Genomic DNA, 24,333 nt, shown 5'->3' on the forward strand with positions numbered 1-24,333 from the left:
ACCCATTATTGCGCACTCTGAGAGGTCCAATGGAAGAACCGCAAACGCAATCCGAGCTGGCCAATCTGGTCAATCAGACCCGTGTTCATGAAATCCGTGCCGGGTATACCCACCGTTTCATCCGCTTGATGTTTGTGACCGTAGATGATCGCGTTTTCTGCCGCCGTTACCAGTACGGCGAGCGTTCATGGCACAGCGTGTTCCTCTCTGATCCAAGCGGACAGCTCAGACTGGACAGTGTTGTGGCAAACATCGATGCTGCCCCGCCGAAGGACATGGATGAGATCATCCCTGCAGTGGATCAGGCCTATGCCGATGCTCTGAAAAAGCTTGGAGCCGGCTTCATGCTGGCTGGCGCCATCGAGAAACGGGCGCAAGGCAGTACCATGGAGATCTTTCTGACTGACGCCCCCGTTGTCACCGCAAAGACGCTTAGCAGAAGGTAGGCAAAACCGATGAAATGGTATCACTATCTGGCCGCTTTTGCCGTCGGCTTCTTCTTTGGAAATGCAGTGCCACATTTGGTGGCTGGGGTCATGGGCAATGCTTTTCCATCCCCATTTGCCACACCACCCGGAGTGGGTTTGTCTTCACCACTCGTCAACGTCCTTTGGGGGCTGACGAACATCTTGATCGGCTACGTGATGCTGCGCCTAAGCAGGGCTCAGATTTCTCACACCGGTTCGATGGTTGCCATGTTCATGGGTTTGACGGTTGTCAGCGTCATGACCAGCATTCTGTTTGGGAATGCAATGGGCAGCCCAAGTTTCTAAAAAATTACAGGGATATCTCCAATGACCCATCCAAACCCTTTCGGCCCCAAGGGCTGGACCCCCGAACGTGTTGGTGATCTGACCGGCAAAACCATCGTCATTACCGGTGCCAACGCGGGGGCAGGATACGAGGCGACCCGGGTTTTCCTGTCCAAAGGCGCAAGTGTCGTCATGCTGAACCGCAGCGAACCAAAGTCCGAGGCTGCAATCGCCACGTTGAAGCAGGAATTCGGCCCTCAGGCCGATGTTCGATTAATCCTTATGGATCTGGCCGACCTTGCCTCGGTACGCGCCGCAGCCGATCAGGCATTGGCCGAAGTGCCGCAAATCGACGCTCTGATCGAAAATGCCGCCATTGCCCAGGTTGCGACCCAACAGTTCACGAAGGACGGGTTCGAGAGCCAGCTGGGCACGAACCACTATGGCCATTTCCTTCTAACTCGGTTGCTGTTTGACCGGCTGGTGCAAAGTCAGGCGCGTATTGTTGTTGTTGGCAGTAACGGCCACAAGATGGGACTGAAGCGGGTGCAGTTCGAAGACATGAATTTTGACGGCAACTACAACCCACATACCACTTACTGCCATTCGAAATTCGTGCAGATGATGTTCGCGTACGAACTGGAAAGACGTGTCGCCGAAGCAGGCCTGCCGGTCTCCGTCCACGTTTGCCACCCAGGCGCGGCGCGCACGACGCTGTCTAAGGAAGAGGCGAACCGAATGACCAGAGTCTTGTTCACCTTGCTGTCTCCACTGGCGCAATCCGCCGAGCGGGGCGCCTGGCCCGAAGTGTTGTGTGCAACCGAAGAGAACTTGAAACCTGCCGCATACTATGGCCCGACCAAACGCGCCGAAATGGTCGGCCCGGTTGGCGAAAGCATGTTGGAGAAGAGCGTGCTAGACCCGGTTCAGGCCGCGCAGCTTTGGGAGCTTTCCGAAACGGAGGCCGGTACAAGCTGGTCGATCCAGAAACAAGAAACTGTCTCATAAGGAAAGTATACAGTTTCGACTGCTTGTTTCTGTAGCGTAACAAAACGAACGGTTGATCAATCGTAACGAATGCTGGATCATTTCAAATGAAGCACCATTCAGAAGTTGGCGAGACTATCCTCGAGGAAGATACGGGAGGCCGCGCCTTCCTCTATGTTAGTTTCAGCTCATATGCTTGCCGAAGAACTCGATCATCGTTTCGGGGTGTTCACCAAAGAAGTTGTAACCGATGAAGCGGCGCGTATCGCCGTCTTCGATCCAGTGCAGTTTTTTGCCCGGGTTCGGCAGCAGGTCAAATGTGGTCTGCACGTCCTCCGGGACAGTCCAGACATCATCTTTGTTCTGCACAATATAAGTCGGCATTTTGATGTTCTTGGCGAACAGATGGGGCGTCATCTCATTCAGGTTCAGCCCCCTCACGCTTTCGACTTCTTGCGCAAACGTATCGAAGAACTCTCCCAGACCCATGCCATCAAGGGCGACCTTGGACATGATATTGATTGATGCAGGCTGGGCGCAGACAAACGCTTTCACATCTTCGAAGTATTCCGGGCGCTCGGACATGGCGTGGATCGCTGCGCCACCACCAGCACACGGGTTGAACAGGCCAACTTTCATTTCTCGCAAGTCTTCCCGCGACTTGACGTAGTCAAAGGCCGCGATGACATCTTTGTACTCGTCGGAGAAACCCTGTCCCCAAGCATTGTCCGGGGCGGAGTCGCTTTCGCCGTGGTTGCGAAGATCATAGGCTAGGACGTTGTAGCCCGCGTCGTGCAATGCCTTGTGCACCTTGCCGAACTTCACCTCGACATTCTGAAAATTGCTCCAAGGCTCCAGATGACCCGGAAATCCATAACGATTGAGGGTGGCCGGATGGTTGCAAATGATCAGCTTGTCGGACCCTTCAGCAGGGATGAACCAAGCTGCTAGTTTAATGCCGTCATCGGCAGTGAACGTGACATCTTCAAACTCCATTCCGTAGTCCTTGGGCGTCTCCAATATAGGCGCGCGCTCTCCATCAATGGAAACATAGCCACGGGCCACCGCTTTGAGCGTTGCAAGTTGTTCTGGGGTTGGTTGACCAGTCATTTTTGTTCTCCTTTGATTGGCGTGTTTGATTGTTCGGGGCCGGCCGTTGGAGCCCGTTGGAAGCGGTTCATGGTGCAGGTCTTTTGAGAAAAGCGGACGCTAGGTGTCGATTGGCACCTTGCCCCGGCCGTCTGGATGGCGGGAGCGCCATTCCGCTGGGGTTTGGTGTTCCCACTTTTGGAAGGCTCGATAGAATGAACCCTGGTCCTCGTATCCTAGAAGGTATGCGATCTCGCTGATGTCGAAATCGGGCTCGTCGAGATACTCGCAGGCTAGTTGATGTCGCGTGTCTGACAACAGAGACTTAAAGCTGTGTCCTTCGCCCCTCAGATGACGCTGCAAGGAGCGCTCACTAATGGCCATCTCACGCGCGATGCTGCATAGTTCCGGGCGACCGGCGGTCAGAGCGCGACGCAGGTGCCAACGGACTTGATCGGTGAGCGATGTGGTGTTCTCGGCCTTGTTCAAATCGGCATCGAGTGCAGCGTCCAACATCGCTAGAAGCTCGCTGTTGTAGCTGGTGAAGGGTATCTCCAAGTCTGCTGTGTTGAAACTAATTCGGGAGCGGGGAGCGTTCCACGCAATGGGGCAATCGAACCAGGTCTCTAGTCGGTCGCTTCGGTTCCGACGTAGCTCGACACCACTAGGCGATATTGATTTCCCAGTTCCCGCCCGGACCATATTCACAAGAAATGAAAAGGTCGCGTCTGTAAGCGCGTTGGGTTCTGCCTGCTGTGCATAGGTCCAAACCGTTGTCACGGCGCACCAGTCGTCCTCGACCGCCACTAGAAACTCTTCAGGAGCACACAGCGCTTTGAAACGCGCAACACGGTGCAAAGCCTCCCCAACGTTTTTTGCGTGGAACGCGACAAGAAAGGACGGCGGCAAGGTTGCTCCGTGCATCGTTTCCGTTAGTGCGAGGCCAATATCATCACCTCCCAGAGTTTGGAGGGCCTCCCACATTGCGAAGAGTTGCTTCGTTGTCATACGCCCTTCTGACGAGAACACGCTTGAGGGCAGTTTTGCATCTCGCAAGAGCGCAGCGCGGCTGATCGACAGGCTCTCAATCGCTTTCCAGAAAGTGTCGGGCGTCTTTATTCGGTCGGGTGTTGGCATCTGCGTTGTCCTTGGTGTCGTGGCTGAGCATAGCCTCAAACACCAAGAAAGTTTATCGCACCACCCGCCAAGTTAGCCGCAGAACGCGCCAAAAATATGTTTCACAGATTACAACTAAGCGGTCATCTGTCTGTCATGCTTTGGCTCGAAGGCAGGTGGGCTCACATTGGAACGCAACCGTTTATTATTCAGCCGATTTTGGTGGGTAGTGGTTCCATCATTTGCTGGCTTGACGGACGCGCGGCCATCATCTCACGCCAGCGCTGAACATTCTCCAGATCAGGACGAGTCAGCCATGGAATGACAAAGGACATCGGCGTCATGAACGAATTCATGAGGATATCTGCCATGGTCATACGGTCACCGGCAATGAAGGTTCTGCCTTCAAGGTCTTTGTTTAGCTGCTCAAGACCGCGTTCTGCCTGTGCTTTCATCCAGGGCATAGCGTCTGTCGCGGGCAGCCGATTGCCTTTGAAAAATGCGATAGCGTCATCGGTTCCGCGCCACCAAGTAACGGCCGGAAGCAGTACCTCACCATAGAGTCGGCGTGTCCACATATTTGTTTCGGCACGCTCTTCGGGTGTATCACCGAACAGAGAAGTGCCGCCTTCTGCAACTTCGTCAAAATAGGCGCAGATAGCGGTGATCTCGGTGATTACCGAGCCGTCTTTCAGACGCAAGGCCGGGACTTCGCCTCGGGCATTCACATTGTTCACGTAATCGGGTTCGCGGTTGGCCAGGTTCTGGAGGTCAATGTGAGTGACATCCATCGACAGACCACTTCGTTCCAGCACGAATTGGCGAACGGTTGCAGGGTTCGGACCTGGAGAGTTGGCATCATAGAGAAGCATGGAGATGGTCTTTCTGAGCTAGAGTGTATACGATATCGTTTACATAAGGTGTGCGGGCATTGATGTAGACGGTTTCGTATACTTAGCGTTCGGAACAAGTCTAAAATGATGTAAAGAATGACAAAAAGAGATGATATTTTGAGTGCAGCCATGGCGGTCTTCCTCGAAGAGGGGCTTCATGGCGCACGGATGGAACGAATCGCAGAAACCGCGAGCGTTTCAAAGCGAACGCTCTACAAGCACTTTGAAGGCAAAGAGGTACTGTTTGGAGAGATAACCGATTGCGTTTTGGAAACCCTCTCCGACATGCATATCCCAGAGTTTGATCCCAATGGGTCATTGGAAGGTCAGGTGTTGGAGGCACTGCGTATCTACTACCATCATGTAACGGACGAACCATTCATGAACGGGGCAAGAGTGCTGATTGGAGAACTGATGCGGAGCCCAGATTTTGCCAGCCAGTTCAACAAGGAGTTCGCATTGATCGATGCGCCGCTCGCGGAGTTTTTGGCAGGCGCCATGGCCTGCGGTCAGTTGAAGAAAAGCGATCCGAACGTTGCGTCTGATCGCCTATTGGCGCTCTTCAAGGCGACGATATTTGTTCCTCTTTTGACGCACGAAACTTCCGTCACCGCGCCTGAAAATTTGCAAAGCGTTGCCAGTGAGAGCGCCGACATTTTCTTGCGGCAATTTGCAGTTGGGTAGCACGCCTTGCTTCGGCCTATGAACGCAAAATTTAGTCACGAAATCACTTATGACCTTTGCGCCGTAACACCTTGGGGAAATCAGATGTTACAGTTCTCCTTTTTGCCCGCTCTTCGGCAGAGCGGACATTGGTTTTAGGCGCAGCATTCGTAACTTTGGGCTCATAGGGGTAGTTTGCTGAAAGCGGTGGAGATGTCTGCTTAGGTTCGAAAGATGGAGGACAAAGGTAATGCGAGTGAATATAAGCGGCCGGTAAAAATGGTTCGGTATCGTTGGCTGCGTGCTCCCGCAACCATCGATCAGAACGGCCCGAAGCAAGCGCTCCGAGGCCGTTTTTGTTTGGCCTAATGCAATCAAACCAGCCAGTTCCCCAACAAGCTCTATCTCCATGGCATTTGTGTGAGAGGTAAGCTGGATCTCCTCCAACAAATACCGGATGATCGTCGTCGCTTCGGCTTTGGTCGCAGGATTGTTCAGCGTCTCCGTCAGATTGGCGACCTTGCTACGGTAGACCTCGGAGATGTTAGGGTGAAGTAATACAAGTGACAGGTCGACATTGGAGGAAAAAAGGGCACAAAATGCATTTGGGCGGCACCAATTTGCGCTGTTCTATCTCTCAACAACACCTATTCCATCCAGCAAATTCAGACGGACCAAAGTCTCTCATATTCAATCGATTGCCCCGCCGAGGTAAATCACTGCGCGGCCCTTGGTCCTTGTACCAACCGAATGTGAAACACTGCGGCGGTAACGAAGTCCAAAGCTGAATAGTGGTAACTTAGAACGCTGACTCTGGTACGAGTAGCGCAACTTCGTGATATGCCTCATCCATAGAGCAGTTCAGGTAGCCAAAGCACCAGTTGCGGAATGAAAATGAGCAATAGGAGCGCGCCAATCAGCGGAACTAAGAAGGGCAGAGTGACTCCTACACACTGCACAAATAGCACTTTGCACGCGCGAGACAGTACAAAAAACACCATGCCAACAGGTTGCGTAATAAGCCGATACTGCCGCCTTGGGGCATTTTAAGCCCTATCTAAACGTGCTGAATTGCGCCTGGTTATTAATGTTCTTTTATGGTTAGGAGTTTGATGTGACTATGCCTGTGATCTGATCGGGTGACTTTATGAGCGCAGGATGCGCGCCAATAGACCCCGCGGGCTGAGGTGTGCGGTAGCATACACGCCCATCACTACAGATCCGTTGCCTGCCACCTTCGATTCAGAAACTTCCGACGAGGACCAAATAGAGGGTGGCGGAGAGGGGTAGCCTATCGACTATTTGTCAGGCGTGGGTCTCAGAGGGTAGGAGATTGCGCTCTTCCAGAACTTTTTGCGCAACACGGAAGCACTCCACCCCTTGTGGAACACCGCAATAGATGGCGATCACATGGATTGCCGCGCGGATTTCTTCGAATGTGACGCCGTTGTTGATCGCGCCGTTCAGGTGCAGCTCCCACTCGTGCATCTTGCCCAATGCGCCGATCATCGACAGATTCATGAGTGATCGTGTGCGGGCGTCAATGGCCTCGTCACCCCAGCCAAACCCCCAGCACCATTCGGTCATTGCCTCTTGGAAGGGACGGGTAAATTCATCCGCTGCGGCAAGGTTATTTTCCACATAGTCAGCGCCCAGTGTTGCCTTGCGTTGTTTCAGGCCTGTCTCGAACAGATCGGTCATGTCTTATCCTTTCAAAGAGTAAATCTGGCGCTCAGTCGAGCCCTTCAATAATTGCGACATCGGCTTCGCAGGCCTCGGCGCGGCTGGCGCGGGCAGCGCGGTATTCAGCGCTGTCGTAGCATGCTCGGGCGGCATGGATGCTGTCGAATTCTATTACAACGCGACGCTGCCAGTCTCTGCCTTCCAGGGTTTCAGCCTCCCCGCGCGCCAGAAAGCGCGCGCCGTGGGCGGCAAAGGCAGCGGGGGCCAGGGCCTGATATCCGGCATAGTTTTCCGGGTCGGTCACGGTGACATTTGCAATCCAATAGGCCTTGGGCATGGTCAAGTCGCTTTGTCCTGTTCCGCCAAAAGCCGTTCGGCAATGGCGCGAGTGTCGCTGAGGTGATGGCTGACTGCAGTACGAGCGGCGTCTGGTTTACCGGACGTGATGGCGTCGCAGATGGCCTGCATATGTTCCGCGCCTGAGCGTTCACGGTCGTTCGAAGACAGGGTCATCATACGAAGTCGGCTGATACGGCCATTGAGACGTTGCACGATCTCCCATGCAATATGATGGCCGGCCCCTTCGAAAATCTCGGAATAGAAATCGGCCGAGGCGCGAAATAGCTCGCCGGGGGTGGCACCGTCGCGTTCCCGTTGCAGCCGGTTCAGCGCCGCCTGCAGTCGCTCTGCGCGTTCGGGCGTTATGTTGCGAGCACAGCTTTCGGCGGCCGAGGTTTCCAGCATTAGGCGGATGTCATAGATTTGTCGCGCGTCGCCCCGGCTCATCGGCGCCACAATCGGGCCGCGACCGGGGAGGATGTCGACTAACCCCTCTGCCTCAAGATAGCGGATGGTTTCGCGAATGACGGTACGGCTGACCCCAAGCTGTTCGCATAGCGGGCGTTCGACCAGGCGTTCCCCCGGTTTGAAGTGACCCTCGATAATTGCCTCGCGCATACGCTCTTGCACCATGTCGCGCAGAGTCGCCGGGGGCTGTTCGATCGGGGAAAGTTTCGTTTTGCTCATAATGGTTTGGTTATCAGGGCAGGGGGGTAGCTGCAAGATATTATTGACTAACGGTCTTATGGTATACCATATTGCACCCAACGAATCACAACGAAGGTGCTCTCATGCCTGCTGAAATCCGCAAAACGCTCTTGCATGTCGAAGAAACCCTGATCGAAGGGGGGGAAGCCGCAGAGACTCCGTTGAAGATGATTGCTGCTATCGCCGTGATCAAAAATCCCTGGGCCGGTCAGGGCTTTGTTGAAGATCTGCGTCCAGAAATTTACGACTGTGCTCCGGGTCTGGGTGAATTGCTTACCAAAATGGTGCTGGATGCCGCCGGCGGCGGCGACAAGGTCGAAGGTTACGGAAAGTCAGCCATCGTTGGTGTGAATGGCGAAGTCGAGCATGCGTCAGCTTTGATCCATACGCTGCGCTTCGGAAATCACTACCGCGAGGCGGTTGGCGCGAAATCTTATCTTGCGTTTACCAACACACGTGGACCAGCGAACGCGCCGCTGCAAATCCCGTTGATGGATAAAAATGATGGCGGCAAACGCAGCCATTACCTCACCATCGCGCTGCAGGTGGCTGATGCCCCCGGTCCCGATGAGATCGTTGTGGCTCTGGGGGCTTCGATTGGCGGGCGTCCACATCACCGTATTGGCGACCGGTATCAGGATCTCAAGGAACTGGGTCATGACGTTGACAATCCTGCCGCCCTATAAGACCTGCGACCTGCCAGCTGGCACGTTGGCCTGGCGTGAGGCCGGATCCGGCACGCCGGTTGTGCTGATCCATGGGGTCGGTATGCAGTCCGCCGCATGGGGTCCGCAATTCGCAGCGCTGTCGGCAAACCACCGCGTGATTGCACTGGATATGCCTGGGCATGGTAAATCTTCCGCCTTGCCCGAAGGTGCGCAACTGCCTGATTTCGTCGAGTGGCTGCGTGGGGCGCTGGATGTTCTGGAATTGGATGATGTAAGCCTTGCAGGTCACTCTATGGGGGCGCTGATTTCTGGTGGGTTCGCTGCGACCTATCCAGAGCGACTTGAACGGGTGGCTTTGCTGAACGGCGTATATCGTCGCAGCGAGCAGGCCCGCGAAGCTGTCATTGCCCGTGCTGACGTGATCCGCGCGGGCGGGTTTGATCTGGAAACGCCATTGGCCCGCTGGTTTGGGGACGGCGCTGAAGATCAGGCTGCGCGTGTACATGTCTCAGACTGGCTGGGTCAGGTTAATCTGGACGGATATGCCACGGCCTATGGGGCTTTCGCGCGTGGCGACGAAACCTATTCGGATCGTCTTGGCAACATTACCTGTCCGCTTTTTGCAATCACTGGCGACGGAGACCTGAATTCTTCGCCTGCCATGGCGGAGGCAATGGCCAACGCCGCGCAGGTTGGGCGCGCTATTGTCATCAATGGCCATCGTCACATGGTCAATTTGACTGCGCCAGACGCTGTCAACGCCGTTTTGCTCGACTGGCTTGCCACAACAGCCGTCGCAACAGCCCAAGGAGAGACATCATGAGCGAGATCGATCCCCGCGCCCTGCGTAACGCGTTTGGCGCTTTCATGACCGGTGTGACGGTTATCACCACCAAAGATGCAGACAGAAATCCTGTGGGCTTCACTGCGAACTCTTTTACGTCGGTGTCGCTGGACCCGCCGCTGGTGCTGGTTTGCCTTGCCAATTCGTCGTCCAACTACACCACGTTTTCTGAGGCAGGGGGATTTGCAGTCAACATTCTGTCCGAAGGGCAGATCGACGTGTCCAACACTTTCGCCCGTCCTGTAGAAGACCGGTTCGCAGCTGTGGATTGGCGGGCGGGGCCGCATGGGTCTCCGGTCTTTGACGGCACCTCGGCATGGTTTGACTGTTCTATGTTCAAAACCGTGGACGCGGGCGATCACCTGATCCTGATCGGTGAAGTTGAGGCATTCGAGAACGAGACAGCCCCTGGTCTTGGATATGCCCGCGGAGCTTACGTTACACCAGCCGCCGAAGTAGAAGCCCTGAGCAATCAGGCCGATCTGATGGTTTCGGCTCTGATTGAACATGAAGGCAAGGTATTGCTGGTCGACAACGGCGCGGGCCGTCTTACGCTGCCCGAGGTTGTGGTTCGCAAGGACGGTGCATCTGCTGCCCTGACCCGGTTGATTGATGATCTCGGAATTACCGCCGAACCTGGGTTCATCTACTCTGTTTATGAAGATGCAGCGCGCGAACATCAGCACATCTCGTTCCTGTGTCAAACCGCCGAAGGTACGCCCTCGCGCGGGGTCTTTACCGAGCTGACCGTCTCGACCCTGATGGACATCGCGGATCCCGCCATGTGCACCATGCTCGAACGGTTCGCCGGAGAGAGCCGCATGGGCAATTTCGGTGTGTATTACGGCAATCAAGTGAGCGGCGAAGTACGACCGCTTTCGCAAGGGAGTTAACCCCAATGAAGTTTTCGCTTTTTGTGCACATGGAGCGCATTTCTCCTGATCAGGATCAGAAGCAGCTGTATGACGAGTTCATTGAGTTGTGCAAAATCGCCGATCAGGGCGGTATGCATGCTGTCTGGACGGGCGAGCATCACGGTATGAATTTTACCATCGCTCCCAACCCGATGCTCAATCTGGTAGATGTGGCGCGTCATACGAAAAACGTACGCCTTGGCACCGGCACGGTGATTGCGCCGTTCTGGCATCCGATCCGCTTGGCCGGCGAGGCAGCGATGACCGACATTATCGTCGATGGTCGTCTGGAACTGGGTATCGCGCGTGGTGCGTACTCTTTTGAATACGAACGGATGATGCCGGGTATGGACGCCTGGGAGGCCGGTCAACGCATGCGTGAGCTGGTGCCCGCCGTTCAGGCGCTTTGGAAGGGCGATTACGAACATCAGGGCGAGTTCCACCAATTTCCGAAGACCACTTCGGCTCCGCAGCCGTTGCAGCAGGACGGCCCGCCGATCTGGGTTGCAGCGCGTGATCCCAACAGCCATGAGTTCGCTGTAGCCAATGGCTGTAACGTGCAGGTGACGCCGCTGTGGAATGGAGATGGAGAGATTGCTGACCTGATGGGCAAGTTCAATGCGGCCTGCGAGAAACATTCGGACCAACCTCGCCCCAAGATTATGCTTCTGCAGCACACCTATGTGGCCGACAGCGACGACGATGCCACACTGGGCGCGGTCGAGCTGAATCGCTTCTACTGCTACTTTGGCGCGTGGTTTATGAACAAGCGTGACATTACACAGGGTTTGATCGAGCCTCTGAGCGATGCTGAAATCGCCGCACATCCGATCTATTCGCCAGAAGCGATAGAGCGCGATTTGGTTATCGGCACATCGGACAAGGTCATTGAGCGGCTAAAAGGCTATGAAAAGCTGGGCTATGACGAATACTCGTTCTGGATCGACAGCTCGATGACCTTTGAGCGCAAGAAGGCGTCGCTTGAACGGTTCATCAACGACGTAATGCCAGCGTTTCGGTAAAGCGCCCTGAAAGGACAAGAAGAATGCAGCAATTTCAGCACTATATCGGCGGCGCGTTCGAAGATGCCTCAGCACAGTTCGACAGCCTTGACCCGGCTACTGGCAAGGTTTGGGCCAAGATGCCTGCGGCCACGCCCGAAGATGTGAACCGCGCCGTTGATGCGGCTGAGGCTGCGTTCTTCTCTGCCGAATGGGCGGACATGACAGCCACCGCGCGGGGCAAATTGCTCACGCGGTTGGCGGATTTGATCGCCGAGGCAGCACCACGTCTGGCGGAGCTGGAAACCCGCGACACCGGAAAGATCATCCGCGAGACCAGCGCACAGATCGCCTATGTGGCGGAGTATTATCGCTACTACGCTGGTCTGGCAGATAAGATCGAGGGCGCACACCTGCCCATAGACAAACCCGACATGGAGGTGTGGCTGCGTCGCGAGCCGGTGGGTGTGGTTGCCGCTGTGGTGCCGTGGAATTCGCAACTGTTCTTGTCAGCGGTCAAGATCGGTCCCGCTTTGGCGGCGGGGTGTACCGTTGTCCTGAAAGCCTCCGAAGAGGGCCCTGCGCCAATGCTGGAGTTCGCGCGCATCTTTGATCAGGCGGGTTTCCCCAAGGGTGTACTGAGCGTTATCACTGGCGGACCCGATGTGGGCGCAACCCTGACCAGCCATCAAAAGGTGGCGCATGTCGCCTTTACCGGCGGACCGGACACGGCGCGTCACATTGTGCGTAACTCGGCTGAGAATCTTGCCTCGACCTCTTTGGAGTTGGGCGGAAAATCACCGTTCATTGTGTTCGAGGACGCCGATCTTGAAAGCGCTTTAAATGCTCAGGTCTCGGGTATTTTTGCCGCCACTGGTCAAAGTTGCGTTGCCGGATCACGGCTGGTGGTCCAAGAAAGCATCAAGGACGCGTTCCTGGCCCGGCTTAAGGAAAAGGCTGAGGCCGTGGTGATTGGCGCACCGGATGACGTTGCCACCGAAGTCGGGCCGCTTTGCACAAAACGTCAGCGCGACATGGCGCTTGATCTGATCGCGCGTTCGGTCGGGCAGGGGGCCAAGGTGGTTACGGGAGGTGATGCGCTGGATCGTGAAGGTTTCTATTTCCCGCCAACGATCCTTGATTGCGACGACGCGCGTGAGGCGGACAGTCTGACCAGTGAATTCTTCGGTCCAGTCCTGTCGGTTGTCAGCTTCAAGGATGAGGCAGAGGCCATCGAGATTGCCAATAATACGCGCTTTGGTCTGGCATCCGGTCTGTTTACCCAGAACCTGACTCGCGCCCATCGGATGATCCGGGCGATCCGGTCAGGTATTGTCTGGGTCAACACCTATCGCGCAGTCAGCCCGATTGCGCCTTTCGGAGGGCATGGCCTATCCGGACACGGGCGTGAAGGCGGCATTGAGGCCGCGCTAGAATACACCAAGAGCAAATCTGTGTGGTTGCGTACATCTGACGATCCGATCCCCGATCCCTTCGTGATGCGCTGATCCATCCGACAATTCGATTTTTCGCAGCTTGCCGCATATGTGTCAGTGGGCTGCCTCATCCTGTCCATCCAAAGGGAGGAAACGCGACATGGCACAGGAGCCAATACCTAATAACCAAGGCCATTTGGTCTCGGACAAAGGATTCTTCAAAGGCCTACATAATGGCATGAGCATTGCCTCCAAGGCGATGGTTGCAGTCTTTGTGGTCTTTACTATTCTTAACGTGGACTTTGCCGGCCAAATTTATGGCGGCGTCCGGTCATGGGTCGAAGGGGCGCTAAGCTGGTACTATATCAGTTCAGTTATCGTGATACTTTTCGCCTGTCTCTACCTGATGTTTAGCCGTTTCGGCTCAATTCGTTTGGGTGATGATGACGCCAAGCCAGAGTTCTCGAACTTTGCATGGTTCGCGATGTTATTCTCGGCCTCAGTGTCCATCGGTATCATGTTCTTTGGCGTGGCAGAACCGCTGTTTTACTTCGACAACTCTGCGGGTTGGGGCTACCCCAATAACCCGTTTGCGGACATGGCAGGTCATGCCGAAATGGACATGGCGCGGGCGGTGGATGCAGTGCGTGTTACCAATTTTCACTGGGGTCTGCATGGCTGGGCAATTTACACTCTGACCGGTTTGGCGCTGGGGTATTTTGCATTCCGAAAAAAACTTCCGCTTACCTTCCGTTCGGCACTGTACCCCATTTTGGGCGAGCGGATTTATGGTCCCGCTGGGCACGCGGTTGACCTGTTGGCCGTGTTCGGAACAGTCTTTGGGATCGCAACCTCTATGGGTCTCGGCGTGACGCAGATGGCTCAGGGGATGAACGTGCTGTTTGGAGTTGATCCGGGAACTGCGACGCAAGTTGTGCTGGTGCTGGTGATCTCGGTCATTGCGACGCTGTCGGCTGTGTCCGGTATCGGCAAGGGCATTAAGATCCTGTCGGAGTGGAACATCGTTCTGACCATCCTTTTGATCTTGTTCTTCTTCGTCGCAGGGCCGTCGCAATGGCTTGCCGGTTTTTTCCTGAACTCTGTGGGTGACTACGCGACCAAGTTCCTGTCTATGGGCTTCTGGACCGCAACAGACGCCGGCGATGTCAAATGGCAGGGTGGCTGGACCATCTTCTACTGGGGTTGGTGGCTGAGCTGGGCGCCCTTTGTAGGTATGTTCATCGCCCGTATCTCGAAGGGCCGAACCATCCGCGAGTTTATGTTCGGCGCGATGCTGGTCCCGACCACAATGGCGTTCATTTGGATATCGATCTTTGGCGGCAACGCACTGTTCATGGAGCTGAATGCGGAGGGCGGTGTTGGCACAGCTGGTCTGATCGACATGGTCAACAACTGGAACCTTGGTGGCACTCTGTTTGGCACGATTGATCGACTGACCGACGGCGGAACACTGGCGTGGATCATTTCGGCGTTGACTACCTTCCTGCTGGCCACTTGGTTCATTACCAGCTCGGACAGTGGCACATTGGTTGTCACCACGATCCTGTCGATGGGCAATGCCCATCCGCCGAAACAGCACAGGATCATCTGGGGTCTGGCCCAAGGTCTTGTTGCTGCTGTGTTGCTGATTGCCGGAGGTCTGTCTGCCCTGCAAACCGCAGCCATTGCCGCTGCGTTGCCGATTTCGGTTCTGGTGGTGATGATGGCGTGGGGGGTGATCAAGTCGCTGATGGAAGATCCCTCTGCGGTTGATGCCGCTGCCGCAGCCGCGCCGGATGGTACGGCGCTGGATGGAGACTTGCACGCCTGATCCGACACAACCCTTCAAAACGGGCGGGGATGGCCCCGCCCGTTTTCGTACCTGATTGATACAACCGAAAGTGAGAAACCATGCTTCCCCTCAACCGCTCCGACCTGCTGATCGAAGACGCCTATCTGGATGGAGACTGGTATCAGACTGAAAACCGCTTTGCTGTGACCAACCCTTCGACACACGAAACTCTCGCCAACGTGTCCGATTGCACCGTAGCGGATGTGGATGCGGCAATCGTCGCTGCCGGACACGCGCAGGTCAATTGGGCTGCGCGTACTGGTAAGGAACGCGCTGCCATATTGCGTCGCTGGTATGAGTTGATGGTGGCGCACGCCGATGATCTTGCCACGATCCTGACCGCAGAAATGGGCAAACCACTAGCCGAAGCCAAGGGCGAAATTATTTATGGTGCGTCCTTCATTGAGTGGTTCTCCGAGGAGGCCAAGCGGATCTACGGGGATACCATCCCTGGCCATCAGCGCGACAAGCGTATTCTCGTGCTAAAACAGCCCGTCGGAGTGGTTGGCGCGATCACGCCTTGGAATTTTCCCAACGCAATGATCACCCGCAAGGCCGCTCCGGCCCTGGCGGCCGGTTGTGCCATGGTCGTACGCCCCGCTTCAGAAACACCGTTGTCCGCGCTGGCCATGGCCAAGCTGGGCGAAGAAGCGGGCATTCCCGCGGGCGTTCTGTCGGTGCTACCTTCGACCGACAGTGTTGGCGTGGGCAAGGCCTTTTGCGCACACCCACTGATGCGCAAGATCAGCTTTACCGGATCAACTCGCGTAGGCAAAATCCTGATGCAGCAGGGCGCGGAACAGCTCAAGAAACTGTCTTTAGAGCTGGGTGGCAACGCGCCATTTATCGTGTTCGACGATGCCGATCTGGAAGCCGCTATTGAAGGCGCAATCCTATCTAAATTCCGCAATGCGGGACAGACTTGTGTCTGTACCAACCGGATTTATGTGCAGGACGGCCTGTACGATGCCTTTGTTGAAAAACTGACGACTGCGGTTGCTGCTTTGCCCGTAGGGGATGGTTTTGCTGAGGGTACTGCAATCGGGCCGCTGATCTCTGAAAACGCCGTCGCCAAGGTACGCCAACATATTGCCGATGCCACCGCCAAAGGTGCCACCGTTACCCTTGGCGGTGCGGATCACGCATTGGGAGGTACCTATTTCCAGCCTACTGTGATTTCCGGTATCACGCAGGACATGGCGGTTGCGCGCGAAGAGACCTTTGGTCCGCTGGCACCGGTCTTTCGCTTCTCGACTGCAGAAGAGGTCCTGTCCATGGCCAACGATACCGAGTTCGGTCTGGCATCCTATGTCTATACGCAGAAACTGTCTCAGGTCTGGCAAATGATGGAGGGGCTGGAGTACGGCATGGTCGGTGTCAACACCGGCCTGATATCGACCGAGGTGGCGCCGTTTGGTGGTGTCAAGGAAAGTGGCTCAGGCCGCGAAGGCTCAAAATACGGGATCGAGGATTACCTTGAACTAAAATACTGCTGCTTGAGTGTATAAAACGGTATCGCCAAATGGTCGCGCGATCCAGCAGCAAGCAGATTTGTCTTCTTGTCGTGCGGCCATTTGACGTTTCTAAGCAATGACAGGGTAATTGATCTGGTGGCTGGCCCCTTTGAGACCACGTTGTGAATTGTAAGACTGCAGCTGTTTCGAGGAGGGCGGCGGCGGTCGAAACATTCCCGCTTTTGATTGAAGATAAACGCGAGCTCAACGTTTCAGGTTTCTGTCTAATTCGTCAAAGACAATAACCTAGCATTGCCATCAGGCTCCTTAGGCAGAAGTTCTCTGCCCAGCTATGAGGCTGGCTGCCTTCTCCGCAATCATAATTGTTGGAGAGTTGGTGTTGCCAGAGGTGATTGTCGGCATGACAGATGCATCGACAACCCGCAAACCTGCTATCCCCTTCACATGCAGTTCAGGATCGACCACAGCCTCGTCGTCCGGCCCCATTCGGCAAGTGCCGGTCGGGTGGAAAATTGTTGTTCCAATATCGCCCGCCACCTTGGCCAGATCTTCGTCTGACTGGTAGGCCGCGCCGGGTTTGATTTCCGCAGGATTGTATTTCTTCATCGCATCTTGCCCAGCTATCTGCCGTGCCAAGCGGATTGCGCGCACCGCCACTTGCTTGTCCATTTCGGTGGAAAGGTAGTTCGGATCGATCATAGGCTGAACTGTGTGGTCTGGCGAACTGATATGCACTGTCCCACGGCTTGATGGACGAAGCGGCACGACGCTTGCGGTGAAGGCCGGAAAGGCATGCAAAGGATCTCCGAATTTCTCAAGAGACAAGGGCTGAACATGAAATTCTAAATCCGCTGTGCCGACTTCTGGACTAGATTTTGCAAATATACCAAGCTGGCTGGGAGCCATCGACATCGGTCCTGAACGTTTCAAGAGATATTCTAGGCCAATCCCCATCCGTCCGAGGAACGATCCGGCACGCTGATTAAGGGTTTTGACACCCTCAACCCGAAATGCGCAACGGACCTGTAGGTGGTCCTGTAAGTTTTCGCCGACGCTATTGATCTGGTGCAGTACTTCTATACCCTGAGCCTTGAGGTAGTCTGGATTCCCGATCCCTGACAATTCAAGCAATTGAGGGGAGCCTATCGCACCGGCTGACAGAACCACTTCACCCTTTGTCGCGAAGCGCGTGATCTGTCCGTTCACATCGGCCTCTATTCCGACAGCGCGCTTCCCGTTAAACAAAACCCGCCGGGCCTGCGCATCCGTGACGACCCTGAGGTTCCCGCGTTTCAGAGCTGGGCGCAAAAAACCTTTGGACGTATTCCATCGTAAGCCCCCACGCTGATTGACTTTGAAGTAGGCTGAGCCCTCATTATCACCCCGATTGAAATCTTCGACTTTGACAATGCCTGCGTCTTCAGCCGCATCACGGTAGGCATCTAGAATTTTCCAACTCAAGCGCTGATTTTCGACGCGCCACTCTCCACCAGCACCGTGCATATCATCGGCGCCGGCATGGTAATCCTCTGATTTTTTGAAAAACGGCAACACATCATCCCAGCCCCAGCCAGCGTTGCCCATCTGCCGCCAAGTGTCATAATCTTGCGCTTGACCACGCATATAGATCATTCCGTTGATCGAGGAGCAGCCTCCAAGCACTCGGCCACGTGGATACGCAAGCGCGCGACCATTCAGACCCGGCTGTTTGGTCGTTTGAAGCCCCCAATCCGTGCGTGGATTACCCATGCAATAAAGGTAACCGACCGGGATATGGATCCAGATGTAGTTGTCTTTGCCACCCGCTTCTAAAAGCAGAACTTTGTTTCGCGGGTTCTCAGACAGACGATTGGCCAGAACGCATCCCGCTGAACCACCACCCACGATCACATAATCGTATTCTTCTGAGTTCGTGGACATGTTCTTCCTTTCGTGTTGCTTTTGGCCGCGCCGACCCAAGTGCTACTTCCCGCGCGAATGCCAACTCGGACTGTGATCCTTGTCGACCAACACGGCGCGAATTCCCTCGACCAAATCTGGGTGGCGCAACGCCCGTTGCATGGCTTCAAACTCATGTTCAAGACATTCAGAGAGCGATCGTTCCCTCCCGTTTCTCACAAGCGTCAGCGTCTCCTGAAGGCTGCGTGGCGAGGCTTGTTTCAAAGCCGACAGAGCGCGCTCTTTTGGTCTGGTCTGATAGCGCTCAAGACAATCAAAAATTGTACATAGCGTTGGCTGATCGAAACACATCGTTGTGTCTGACAGCATCAATACGCTGGGCTGATATCCTAACGTTGCGCATAGTTCAGAAAGAATATTCTCAATATCCCGCACGCCATAGCTCAGTTCTTCGAGCAATCTGGGTAGAGATTCTGCGACCGTCAAATGGGTCGAAATCCCAAGCCCATGCGCATCAACCCCCCGGACAGAGGCGCCGGTCAACCCCATCCAAATACCTGATTGGTTGGGCATCCGGGAAAGAAAATGGCTGCCCCCAACATCAGGGAAGAACCCAATCATGGTTTCGGGCCTCGCAAACAATGCACGTTCGGTGGCTATGCGATAGCTGCCATGGACGCTCAGGCCCATGCCTCCGCCCATACACACCCCATCTATCAACGAAATATAGGGTTTCGAATACTCCGAAATCCGCTCAATCAGTGCGTATTCTTCTTTGAAGAATTGCTCAGCCTCCTCGAAGGCCCCCGCCAACACAAGTTCGCGAACGCGCCGCATATCGCCCCCTGCGCAAAACGCGCGCTCTGTACAGGAGGTCAGGATGACACAGAAGATATCTGGATCATCCTGAAACTGTGTCAGAGCGTTGTCTATCAGACGGATCATTTCGAGTGTCAGAGCGTTCATCGCTTCAGGGCGATTTAAGCTGATAATGCCTGCGCGCCCCTGCTTTTTGACGTTTACTTGTGACACTTAGAAATCTCCCATCGGGTTCAGCGATTGCGGAACACCGGTGCCCGTTTTGCGATAAAGGCCGCCATGCCTTCTTTTTGACCATCAGTGGCGAATGCAGCTTGGAACAGTCGGCGCTCATGCAGCACACCAGGTGTCAGGCCGGTTTCCAGAGCGTGGTTCACCGCTTCCTTTGCTATGGTCACGGCAGGCGCATTATGTCCCGAAATCTGATGCGCAGCTTCCAATGCGGTTTGCAGGAGGTCCTCGCCAGGCACAACACGGGCCACGATGCCGGATTCCTTGGCTTCAGCAGCGCCAATTGTCCGGCCGGTCAGGATCAGATCCATCGCCAGAGCCTTGCCAATCGATTTAGTCAGCCGCTGAGATCCACCGATACCTGGCAAGATGCCCAGTCTGATTTCAGGTAGACCAAATTGAGCGTCGGTGCTTGCGATGATAAAGTCGCACATCAAGGCAAGTTCAAAACCGCCACCAAGGGCAAAGCCACTTACAGCTGCGATCACCGGCTTCTTAATAAACCGCATCTGGTCCCAGTCGGCAAAGATGTCGCTGGCCAGCAAATCGACCAAATGCTTTTCCGCCATTTCTTCGATATCGGCGCCTGCCGCGAATGCACGCGGGCTGCCAGTGATCACAATGGCGCCAATGCGGTCATCCTTGTCGAATTCTTTCAGAGTTTGCATCACCTCAGCAGCCAACTGCAGATTCAAAGCGTTCAAGCTCTTGGGGCGATTGAGTGTGATCAAGCCGACGCTTTCGCGGCGATCAACGATGATTTCTTCAAGGGCCACGCGAGGCGTCTCGCTAGATTTGGCTTCGGCACTCTGTTCGGTTGCGCCCTTGGATTTGGCTTTGCTGTTGGTCATGGGGTTCCTCCCGAAATCTTATTTCAGCTCTTCAGACCAAAATCGGTCCAGATCGTGCCCTCCGCGGGCGCTTCGGTTTCTTGCTTCGCCTGCGCTGAAACGTTATGATCATAGGCTTCGAAATCTGCCATCTTCTCTGCTAGTATGGCCTCGCGATGTTCATTTAGGCCCGGTGCCGCAAGCGGCGTATTGGGGTCAATTTCCTTGTAGGCGGACAATTTGATCGGATTGCCAGCTGTCAGGAATGGCTTCTTGCCCTGTCCCTCAACCTGCACAATCATGCTACGAGACAGCAGTTGCGGGTGGTCGAGCAATCTATCGATCGTATTGATTGGACCGCAGGGCACACCCGCTTCATTGAGCGCGTCCAACCAATGCTGAACAGGCTTTTGAGACGTTACCGCATCAATCGCCTTAACCATCTTGGGCCGATTTCGAACGCGCAGATCGTTGCTGGCGAAATCAGGATCCAAAGCCAGTTCAGGCGCGTTCAATGCGTCTGCCATCAGCAAGAAAAGCTGATCATTGCCTGCCGCAATCACAAAACGCTCATCCTCTGCCTGGAATGTCTCGAAGGGGGCAAGTGATGGGTGACAATCCCCTGTACGAGTTGGAACAATGCCTTCGACATCATAACGTGCGAGCGCAGTTTCCATGAGTGCGGCCTGGCAATCGAGCATTCCGATATCGACCCGCTCACCCTGCGCGTTTTTAGTGCGTTTGTAGAGCGCTGACAAAATACCGATAACCCCAAACAGCGCTGCACCTAGGTCTCCAAAGCTGGTGCCGACACGGGCGGGCTGCTCTCCGGGCCAGCCAGTCAGGCTCATGACCCCGCCCATCGCCTGCACAACCATGTCATATCCCGGAAGATCAGTCATCGGGCCAGAATGCCCGAACCCGGAAATGGATGCATAAATCAGGTGGGGATGGGTTTTGGCCAGACGTTCAGCGCCGTATCCCAGCCGATCCATCACACCTGGACGGAAGTTTTCCACCAGAACATCTGAGGTGTCCAGCAGCCGCTCCAGCAACTCGCGATCTCGAGGAGATTTGACATCCAATACGATGCTTTCTTTGCGCCGATTAAAGCACATAAAGTATGCGCTTTCTGCATCCACAAAGGGAGGGAAGGCGCGCGTGTCGTCGCCTGTCCCAAATTTTTCCACTTTGATAACCCGCGCGCCCAGATCGGCCAGCACCATGGTGCAGTATGGCCCCGCCAGAACGCGTGAGAAATCAAGGACCGCAATGCCGGAGAGAGGCCCTCCCTCTAGTTTTTCGTCTTCGGGTTTTTGCATGGTTCTCCCTCCTATTTACGGCTGGATTACTTCGCGACCGGCATTGTAAATTCTGCACCCTTGGAGATGCTTTCAGGCCAACGCTGCATGATCGACTTTTGTTTGGTGTAGAAGCGCACACCTTCTTCGCCGTAGGCGTGCATGTCGCCAAATAGGCTCTTTTTCCAGCCGCCAAAGCCATGCCATGCCATTGGGACTGGGATCGGAACATTGACGCCGACCATGCCAACCTGAATTTGTCGACCAAACTCGCGGGCGGCGTTGCCGTCGCGGGTGAAGATCGAAACGCCGTTGCCATATTCGTGGTCGTTGATCAGCTGGACACCTTCGGCGAAGCTGTCGACGCGGACACAGGAAAGGACGGGGCCAAAGATCTCTTCTTTGTAGATCGTCATCTCCGGGGTCACATTGTCAAACAGAGTGCCACCTAGCCAGTATCCTCCTTCGTGACCTTCAACGGTGTAGCCACGGCCATCTACGACCAGATCGGCACCTTCTTCGACACCTTTGGCGATATAGCCCGTGATGCGTTCCTGCGCTGCTTTGGTGACGATTGGACCCATCTCTGCGTCGAGCTCAACGCCATTCTTGACCTTGAGGTCTTTCAAACGCTCTTTGATCATAGGAACAATTTTGTCAGCCACATCGCCAACCAAAGTCGCAACGGAAATGGCCATGCAGCGCTCCCCAGCAGAACCGTAGGCCGCGCCCATAAGCGCATCTACCGCTTTGTCCAGATCGGCATCTGGCATCACCAGCATGTGGTTCTTCGCGCCACCAAGTGCCTGAACACGCTTGCCGTGGCGCGCGCCCACTTCGTAGATGTAATTCGCAATCGGGGTGGACCCCACAAACGAGACAGCCTTTACATCCTCATGTTCAAGAAGTGCATCCACCGCAACTTTGTCGCCCTGCACAACGTTGAACACGCCATCAGGGAAGCCTGCTTCCTTCATAAGTTCTGCATATAGCAAAGACGGCGTTGGATCGGTTGGTGATGGTTTGAGAACAAAGGTGTTGCCCGCAGCGATCGCAACGGGGAACATCCACATCGGGACCATTACCGGGAAGTTGAACGGTGTTACCCCTGCCACAACACCCAGTGGCTGACGCAAGGTCCAGTTGTCGATGCCGGTGGAAACCTGATCCGTGAAATCACCTTTCAACAGCTGCGGGATACCGCAAGCAAACTCAACAATGTCGATCCCGCGTTCAACTTCGCCACAGGCGTCGGTGAACACTTTTCCGTGCTCAGCCGTTATTGCGTGAGCGAGCTCTTCCTTGCGTTCATTTAACAATTGCAGGAACTTATTCATCAACCGCGCCCTGCGGATTGGCGGAACATTCGACCATGCAGGGAACGCCGCTTTTGCTGCGGCAACGGCTTTATCCACATCGGCAGCAGAGGCAAGGTCGACCGTGCCAGTCAACGCACCGGTAGCAGGGTTAAATACATCTTGGGTGTTAACGCGTGCGCCGGTATACACCGCGCCATTGATGTAATGGCCGATTTCGCTCATCGTCATAGGGGTGCCTCCTCCTTGGCTTTCCGGCCAGCATCGGTGAACTGTCCCCCATAAATCCAATGACTAATCGAGTCTCATATTATAAATAGCATTAATATGAGGCCCATATCTGATATTCGCATCCTGAACGCTTTTGTCGCGGTTGCCCAAGAGGGCAATATATCCCGCGCGGCAAAACGTTTGCATCTCACCCAGCCCGCTGTGAGCCTTCAACTCAAAAGGTTGGCACAGGACACAGGGCTGAACCTGTTTGTGCGTACTTCCAAAGGTGTTGAACTGACACGTGATGGGGAAACGCTCGTCGCCAAAGCAGAAAAGGTCCAGGCTGCCCTTGATGAGTTTGGACAAACTGCGCGGCGTATTAACGGGAATGTCCGGGGCACACTTAGGCTCGGGACAATTGTGGATCCTGACTTTATTCGGCTTGGGGCCTTTTTGGCTGCTCTCGTTGATGGATATCCAAATCTACGGACGAAATTGCTGCATGGTATCAGCGGCGATGTCGTACATCGCCTGATTGACGGCCAAATTGATATTGGCTTCTTTCTGGGAGACCTAGATGGCTTTGAACCCGAAGTAGCAGGGGATGGCGCTGACTCTCTCTTCTTTCAACGTGAACTAACCAGATTCACATATCGTGTTATCGCCCCTGCGGGTTGGGGTAAGCGTATAGCTGGGAAATCATGGCAGGAATTGGCAGCTATGCCTTGGATAGGCACACCCAGAAACTCTGTACACAACCGATTGCTAAAACGTATCTATCCAAACAAGGAGGAGGCGCCGGACCCGGTGTGTTTGGTGGATCAGGAACCCTCCATGCTTGCCATGGTGCGCTCCGGTATCGGCCTCAGTCTCTGCAGAGAGTCGATCGCGTTGGAGGAAATGCAATCTCGCGGGTTGGTCATTTCTGACACGGCCAAAGTCGATACATCACTTCGATTTGTAACTCTCGCCTCCAATAGATCCGAGCCCAATATCCTTGCGGCATTCGATGCGCTAGAATCTGCTTGGATTTAGTATCCTCTCATCGTTCAAAGGCACCGACTTGCATAGTCAGATTCTTGAAACCGTTTTGCCAATATAGCGCGAGGTTTCGGAACCATGTCTGATCGTATCAAGTCGGATTTAGGTGACGCACGGGAAAATCACTTCAGCTAGCGAAAAACTGTGTACGGCTGGCCACCTTTAACACCTGCAGGCCGACGATTTTTCTTTTTGTGCCATCGGTAGCGATTGTCTCTATGACACACGTTTTTGGGGGCAATGTATCTGGCAGCCCAATTTTT

General features: G+C 54.9%; 24 protein-coding genes. 12 read left to right on the plus strand and 12 right to left on the minus strand.

Annotated features, from left to right (window positions below):
• Nucleotides 1–29: 29 nt before the first annotated feature.
• From J7412_RS18720 to J7412_RS18730, 3 genes are read left to right on the plus strand one after another with little or no spacing between them, the layout of a single operon-like run.
• Entirely contained in the window at nt 30–446 is a 417-nt protein-coding gene (locus J7412_RS18720; protein ID WP_209080309.1) for a hypothetical protein, read from the plus strand.
• Between the two features lie 9 nt (nt 447–455).
• Nucleotides 456–773, plus strand: a complete 318-nt coding sequence (locus tag J7412_RS18725) for a hypothetical protein (RefSeq protein ID WP_209080311.1) — start codon at nt 456–458, stop codon at nt 771–773.
• 21 nt (nt 774–794) lie between these two features.
• The gene (locus J7412_RS18730) at nt 795–1,760 is read left to right on the plus strand and encodes an SDR family oxidoreductase (protein ID WP_209080313.1); all 966 of its coding nucleotides are present in this window, start codon (nt 795–797) and stop codon (nt 1,758–1,760) included.
• 162 nt (nt 1,761–1,922) lie between these two features.
• Here the strand turns inward: J7412_RS18730 and J7412_RS18735 are convergent, their stop codons facing one another.
• From J7412_RS18735 to J7412_RS18745, 3 genes are all read right to left on the minus strand, one after another.
• Nucleotides 1,923–2,849 carry an alpha/beta hydrolase gene (locus J7412_RS18735; protein WP_209080315.1) on the minus strand — a complete coding sequence of 309 codons (927 nt, stop codon included), beginning with the start codon at nt 2,847–2,849 and terminating at the stop codon, nt 1,923–1,925.
• Nucleotides 2,850–2,948: 99 nt separating this feature from the next.
• Complete coding sequence (locus J7412_RS18740; RefSeq protein WP_209080325.1) at nt 2,949–3,965, minus strand: AraC family transcriptional regulator; 1,017 nt, start codon at nt 3,963–3,965, stop codon at nt 2,949–2,951.
• Between the two features lie 188 nt (nt 3,966–4,153).
• The gene (locus J7412_RS18745) at nt 4,154–4,816 is read right to left on the minus strand and encodes a glutathione S-transferase family protein (protein WP_209080327.1); all 663 of its coding nucleotides are present in this window, start codon (nt 4,814–4,816) and stop codon (nt 4,154–4,156) included.
• A 117-nt stretch (nt 4,817–4,933) separates the two neighbouring features.
• Between J7412_RS18745 and J7412_RS18750 the strand changes: the two genes are divergently transcribed.
• Entirely contained in the window at nt 4,934–5,521 is a 588-nt protein-coding gene (locus J7412_RS18750) for a TetR/AcrR family transcriptional regulator (protein WP_209080329.1), read from the plus strand.
• Nucleotides 5,522–6,345: 824 nt separating this feature from the next.
• On the opposite strand, the gene J7412_RS18755 is transcribed toward J7412_RS18750, so the two are convergent.
• The 4 genes from J7412_RS18755 to J7412_RS18770 all read right to left on the minus strand — a co-directional run bounded on the left by J7412_RS18755 (nt 6,346) and on the right by J7412_RS18770 (nt 8,209).
• Complete coding sequence (locus tag J7412_RS18755) at nt 6,346–6,519, minus strand: TRAP transporter large permease subunit (RefSeq protein WP_348540513.1); 174 nt, start codon at nt 6,517–6,519, stop codon at nt 6,346–6,348.
• A 286-nt stretch (nt 6,520–6,805) separates the two neighbouring features.
• Nucleotides 6,806–7,201 carry a carboxymuconolactone decarboxylase family protein gene (locus J7412_RS18760; protein ID WP_209080340.1) on the minus strand — a complete coding sequence of 132 codons (396 nt, stop codon included), beginning with the start codon at nt 7,199–7,201 and terminating at the stop codon, nt 6,806–6,808.
• Between the two features lie 31 nt (nt 7,202–7,232).
• The gene (locus J7412_RS18765; RefSeq protein WP_209080518.1) at nt 7,233–7,520 is read right to left on the minus strand and encodes a DUF1330 domain-containing protein; all 288 of its coding nucleotides are present in this window, start codon (nt 7,518–7,520) and stop codon (nt 7,233–7,235) included.
• Between the two features lie 2 nt (nt 7,521–7,522).
• The gene (locus tag J7412_RS18770; RefSeq protein ID WP_209080342.1) at nt 7,523–8,209 is read right to left on the minus strand and encodes a GntR family transcriptional regulator; all 687 of its coding nucleotides are present in this window, start codon (nt 8,207–8,209) and stop codon (nt 7,523–7,525) included.
• 104 nt (nt 8,210–8,313) lie between these two features.
• On the opposite strand from J7412_RS18770, the gene J7412_RS18775 reads away from it, so the two are divergent.
• The 7 genes from J7412_RS18775 to J7412_RS18805 all read left to right on the plus strand — a co-directional run bounded on the left by J7412_RS18775 (nt 8,314) and on the right by J7412_RS18805 (nt 16,453).
• Entirely contained in the window at nt 8,314–8,916 is a 603-nt protein-coding gene (locus J7412_RS18775) for an amino acid synthesis family protein (protein ID WP_209080344.1), read from the plus strand.
• A complete protein-coding gene (locus J7412_RS18780; RefSeq protein ID WP_209080346.1) occupies nt 8,888–9,721 on the plus strand; it encodes an alpha/beta hydrolase in 834 nt (277 codons plus the stop codon). Before J7412_RS18775 ends, J7412_RS18780 begins: the two co-directional genes overlap by 29 nt.
• Nucleotides 9,718–10,635 (plus strand): flavin reductase, encoded by a 918-nt coding sequence (locus J7412_RS18785; protein WP_209080355.1) that lies wholly within the window; start codon nt 9,718–9,720, stop codon nt 10,633–10,635. The genes J7412_RS18780 and J7412_RS18785 overlap by 4 nt, the downstream gene beginning before the upstream one ends.
• Nucleotides 10,636–10,640: 5 nt before the next feature.
• Complete coding sequence (locus J7412_RS18790; RefSeq protein WP_209080357.1) at nt 10,641–11,678, plus strand: LLM class flavin-dependent oxidoreductase; 1,038 nt, start codon at nt 10,641–10,643, stop codon at nt 11,676–11,678.
• 23 nt (nt 11,679–11,701) lie between these two features.
• On the plus strand, nt 11,702–13,165 hold the full coding sequence (locus J7412_RS18795; protein ID WP_209080359.1) for an aldehyde dehydrogenase: 1,464 nt from the start codon (nt 11,702–11,704) through the stop codon (nt 13,163–13,165).
• Between the two features lie 88 nt (nt 13,166–13,253).
• A complete protein-coding gene (locus tag J7412_RS18800; protein ID WP_209080361.1) occupies nt 13,254–14,924 on the plus strand; it encodes a BCCT family transporter in 1,671 nt (556 codons plus the stop codon).
• 80 nt (nt 14,925–15,004) lie between these two features.
• The gene (locus tag J7412_RS18805) at nt 15,005–16,453 is read left to right on the plus strand and encodes an NAD-dependent succinate-semialdehyde dehydrogenase (RefSeq protein ID WP_209080362.1); all 1,449 of its coding nucleotides are present in this window, start codon (nt 15,005–15,007) and stop codon (nt 16,451–16,453) included.
• 273 nt (nt 16,454–16,726) lie between these two features.
• Here the strand turns inward: J7412_RS18805 and J7412_RS18810 are convergent, their stop codons facing one another.
• The 5 genes from J7412_RS18810 to J7412_RS18830 form a co-directional block, all read right to left on the minus strand.
• Complete coding sequence (locus J7412_RS18810) at nt 16,727–18,340, minus strand: GMC family oxidoreductase N-terminal domain-containing protein (protein ID WP_209080364.1); 1,614 nt, start codon at nt 18,338–18,340, stop codon at nt 16,727–16,729.
• A 42-nt stretch (nt 18,341–18,382) separates the two neighbouring features.
• Nucleotides 18,383–19,351, minus strand: a complete 969-nt coding sequence (locus J7412_RS18815) for an enoyl-CoA hydratase/isomerase family protein (protein ID WP_209080366.1) — start codon at nt 19,349–19,351, stop codon at nt 18,383–18,385.
• Between the two features lie 20 nt (nt 19,352–19,371).
• A complete protein-coding gene (locus J7412_RS18820) occupies nt 19,372–20,145 on the minus strand; it encodes an enoyl-CoA hydratase-related protein (RefSeq protein WP_209080520.1) in 774 nt (257 codons plus the stop codon).
• Nucleotides 20,146–20,243: 98 nt separating this feature from the next.
• Entirely contained in the window at nt 20,244–21,521 is a 1,278-nt protein-coding gene (locus J7412_RS18825) for a CoA transferase (RefSeq protein WP_209080375.1), read from the minus strand.
• A gap of 26 nt (nt 21,522–21,547) precedes the next feature.
• Nucleotides 21,548–23,041 carry a CoA-acylating methylmalonate-semialdehyde dehydrogenase gene (locus tag J7412_RS18830; protein ID WP_209080522.1) on the minus strand — a complete coding sequence of 498 codons (1,494 nt, stop codon included), beginning with the start codon at nt 23,039–23,041 and terminating at the stop codon, nt 21,548–21,550.
• 102 nt (nt 23,042–23,143) lie between these two features.
• Between J7412_RS18830 and J7412_RS18835 the strand changes: the two genes are divergently transcribed.
• A complete protein-coding gene (locus J7412_RS18835; protein WP_209080377.1) occupies nt 23,144–24,064 on the plus strand; it encodes a LysR family transcriptional regulator in 921 nt (306 codons plus the stop codon).
• The last annotated feature ends 269 nt before the right edge of the window (nt 24,065–24,333 follow it).

This window comes from Shimia sp. R9_3 (assembly GCF_017743755.1).
Classification (GTDB): Bacteria; Pseudomonadota; Alphaproteobacteria; order Rhodobacterales; family Rhodobacteraceae; genus Shimia.

Bases quoted from the DNA above. Each gene is read 5' to 3' on its own strand.
- J7412_RS18720 (WP_209080309.1), top strand. From the start codon at position 30: ATGGAAGAACCGCAAACGCAATCCGAGCTGGCCAATCTGGTCAATCAG.
- J7412_RS18725 (WP_209080311.1), top strand. From the start codon at position 456: ATGAAATGGTATCACTATCTGGCCGCTTTTGCCGTCGGCTTCTTCTTT.
- J7412_RS18730 (WP_209080313.1), top strand. From the start codon at position 795: ATGACCCATCCAAACCCTTTCGGCCCCAAGGGCTGGACCCCCGAACGT.
- J7412_RS18735 (WP_209080315.1), bottom strand. From the start codon at position 2,849: ATGACTGGTCAACCAACCCCAGAACAACTTGCAACGCTCAAAGCGGTG.
- J7412_RS18740 (WP_209080325.1), bottom strand. From the start codon at position 3,965: ATGCCAACACCCGACCGAATAAAGACGCCCGACACTTTCTGGAAAGCG.
- J7412_RS18745 (WP_209080327.1), bottom strand. From the start codon at position 4,816: ATGCTTCTCTATGATGCCAACTCTCCAGGTCCGAACCCTGCAACCGTT.
- J7412_RS18750 (WP_209080329.1), top strand. From the start codon at position 4,934: ATGACAAAAAGAGATGATATTTTGAGTGCAGCCATGGCGGTCTTCCTC.
- J7412_RS18760 (WP_209080340.1), bottom strand. From the start codon at position 7,201: ATGACCGATCTGTTCGAGACAGGCCTGAAACAACGCAAGGCAACACTG.
- J7412_RS18765 (WP_209080518.1), bottom strand. From the start codon at position 7,520: ATGCCCAAGGCCTATTGGATTGCAAATGTCACCGTGACCGACCCGGAA.
- J7412_RS18770 (WP_209080342.1), bottom strand. From the start codon at position 8,209: ATGAGCAAAACGAAACTTTCCCCGATCGAACAGCCCCCGGCGACTCTG.
- J7412_RS18775 (WP_209080344.1), top strand. From the start codon at position 8,314: ATGCCTGCTGAAATCCGCAAAACGCTCTTGCATGTCGAAGAAACCCTG.
- J7412_RS18780 (WP_209080346.1), top strand. From the start codon at position 8,888: ATGACGTTGACAATCCTGCCGCCCTATAAGACCTGCGACCTGCCAGCT.
- J7412_RS18785 (WP_209080355.1), top strand. From the start codon at position 9,718: ATGAGCGAGATCGATCCCCGCGCCCTGCGTAACGCGTTTGGCGCTTTC.
- J7412_RS18790 (WP_209080357.1), top strand. From the start codon at position 10,641: ATGAAGTTTTCGCTTTTTGTGCACATGGAGCGCATTTCTCCTGATCAG.
- J7412_RS18795 (WP_209080359.1), top strand. From the start codon at position 11,702: ATGCAGCAATTTCAGCACTATATCGGCGGCGCGTTCGAAGATGCCTCA.
- J7412_RS18800 (WP_209080361.1), top strand. From the start codon at position 13,254: ATGGCACAGGAGCCAATACCTAATAACCAAGGCCATTTGGTCTCGGAC.
- J7412_RS18805 (WP_209080362.1), top strand. From the start codon at position 15,005: ATGCTTCCCCTCAACCGCTCCGACCTGCTGATCGAAGACGCCTATCTG.
- J7412_RS18810 (WP_209080364.1), bottom strand. From the start codon at position 18,340: ATGTCCACGAACTCAGAAGAATACGATTATGTGATCGTGGGTGGTGGT.
- J7412_RS18825 (WP_209080375.1), bottom strand. From the start codon at position 21,521: ATGCAAAAACCCGAAGACGAAAAACTAGAGGGAGGGCCTCTCTCCGGC.
- J7412_RS18830 (WP_209080522.1), bottom strand. From the start codon at position 23,041: ATGAGCGAAATCGGCCATTACATCAATGGCGCGGTGTATACCGGCGCA.
- J7412_RS18835 (WP_209080377.1), top strand. From the start codon at position 23,144: ATGAGGCCCATATCTGATATTCGCATCCTGAACGCTTTTGTCGCGGTT.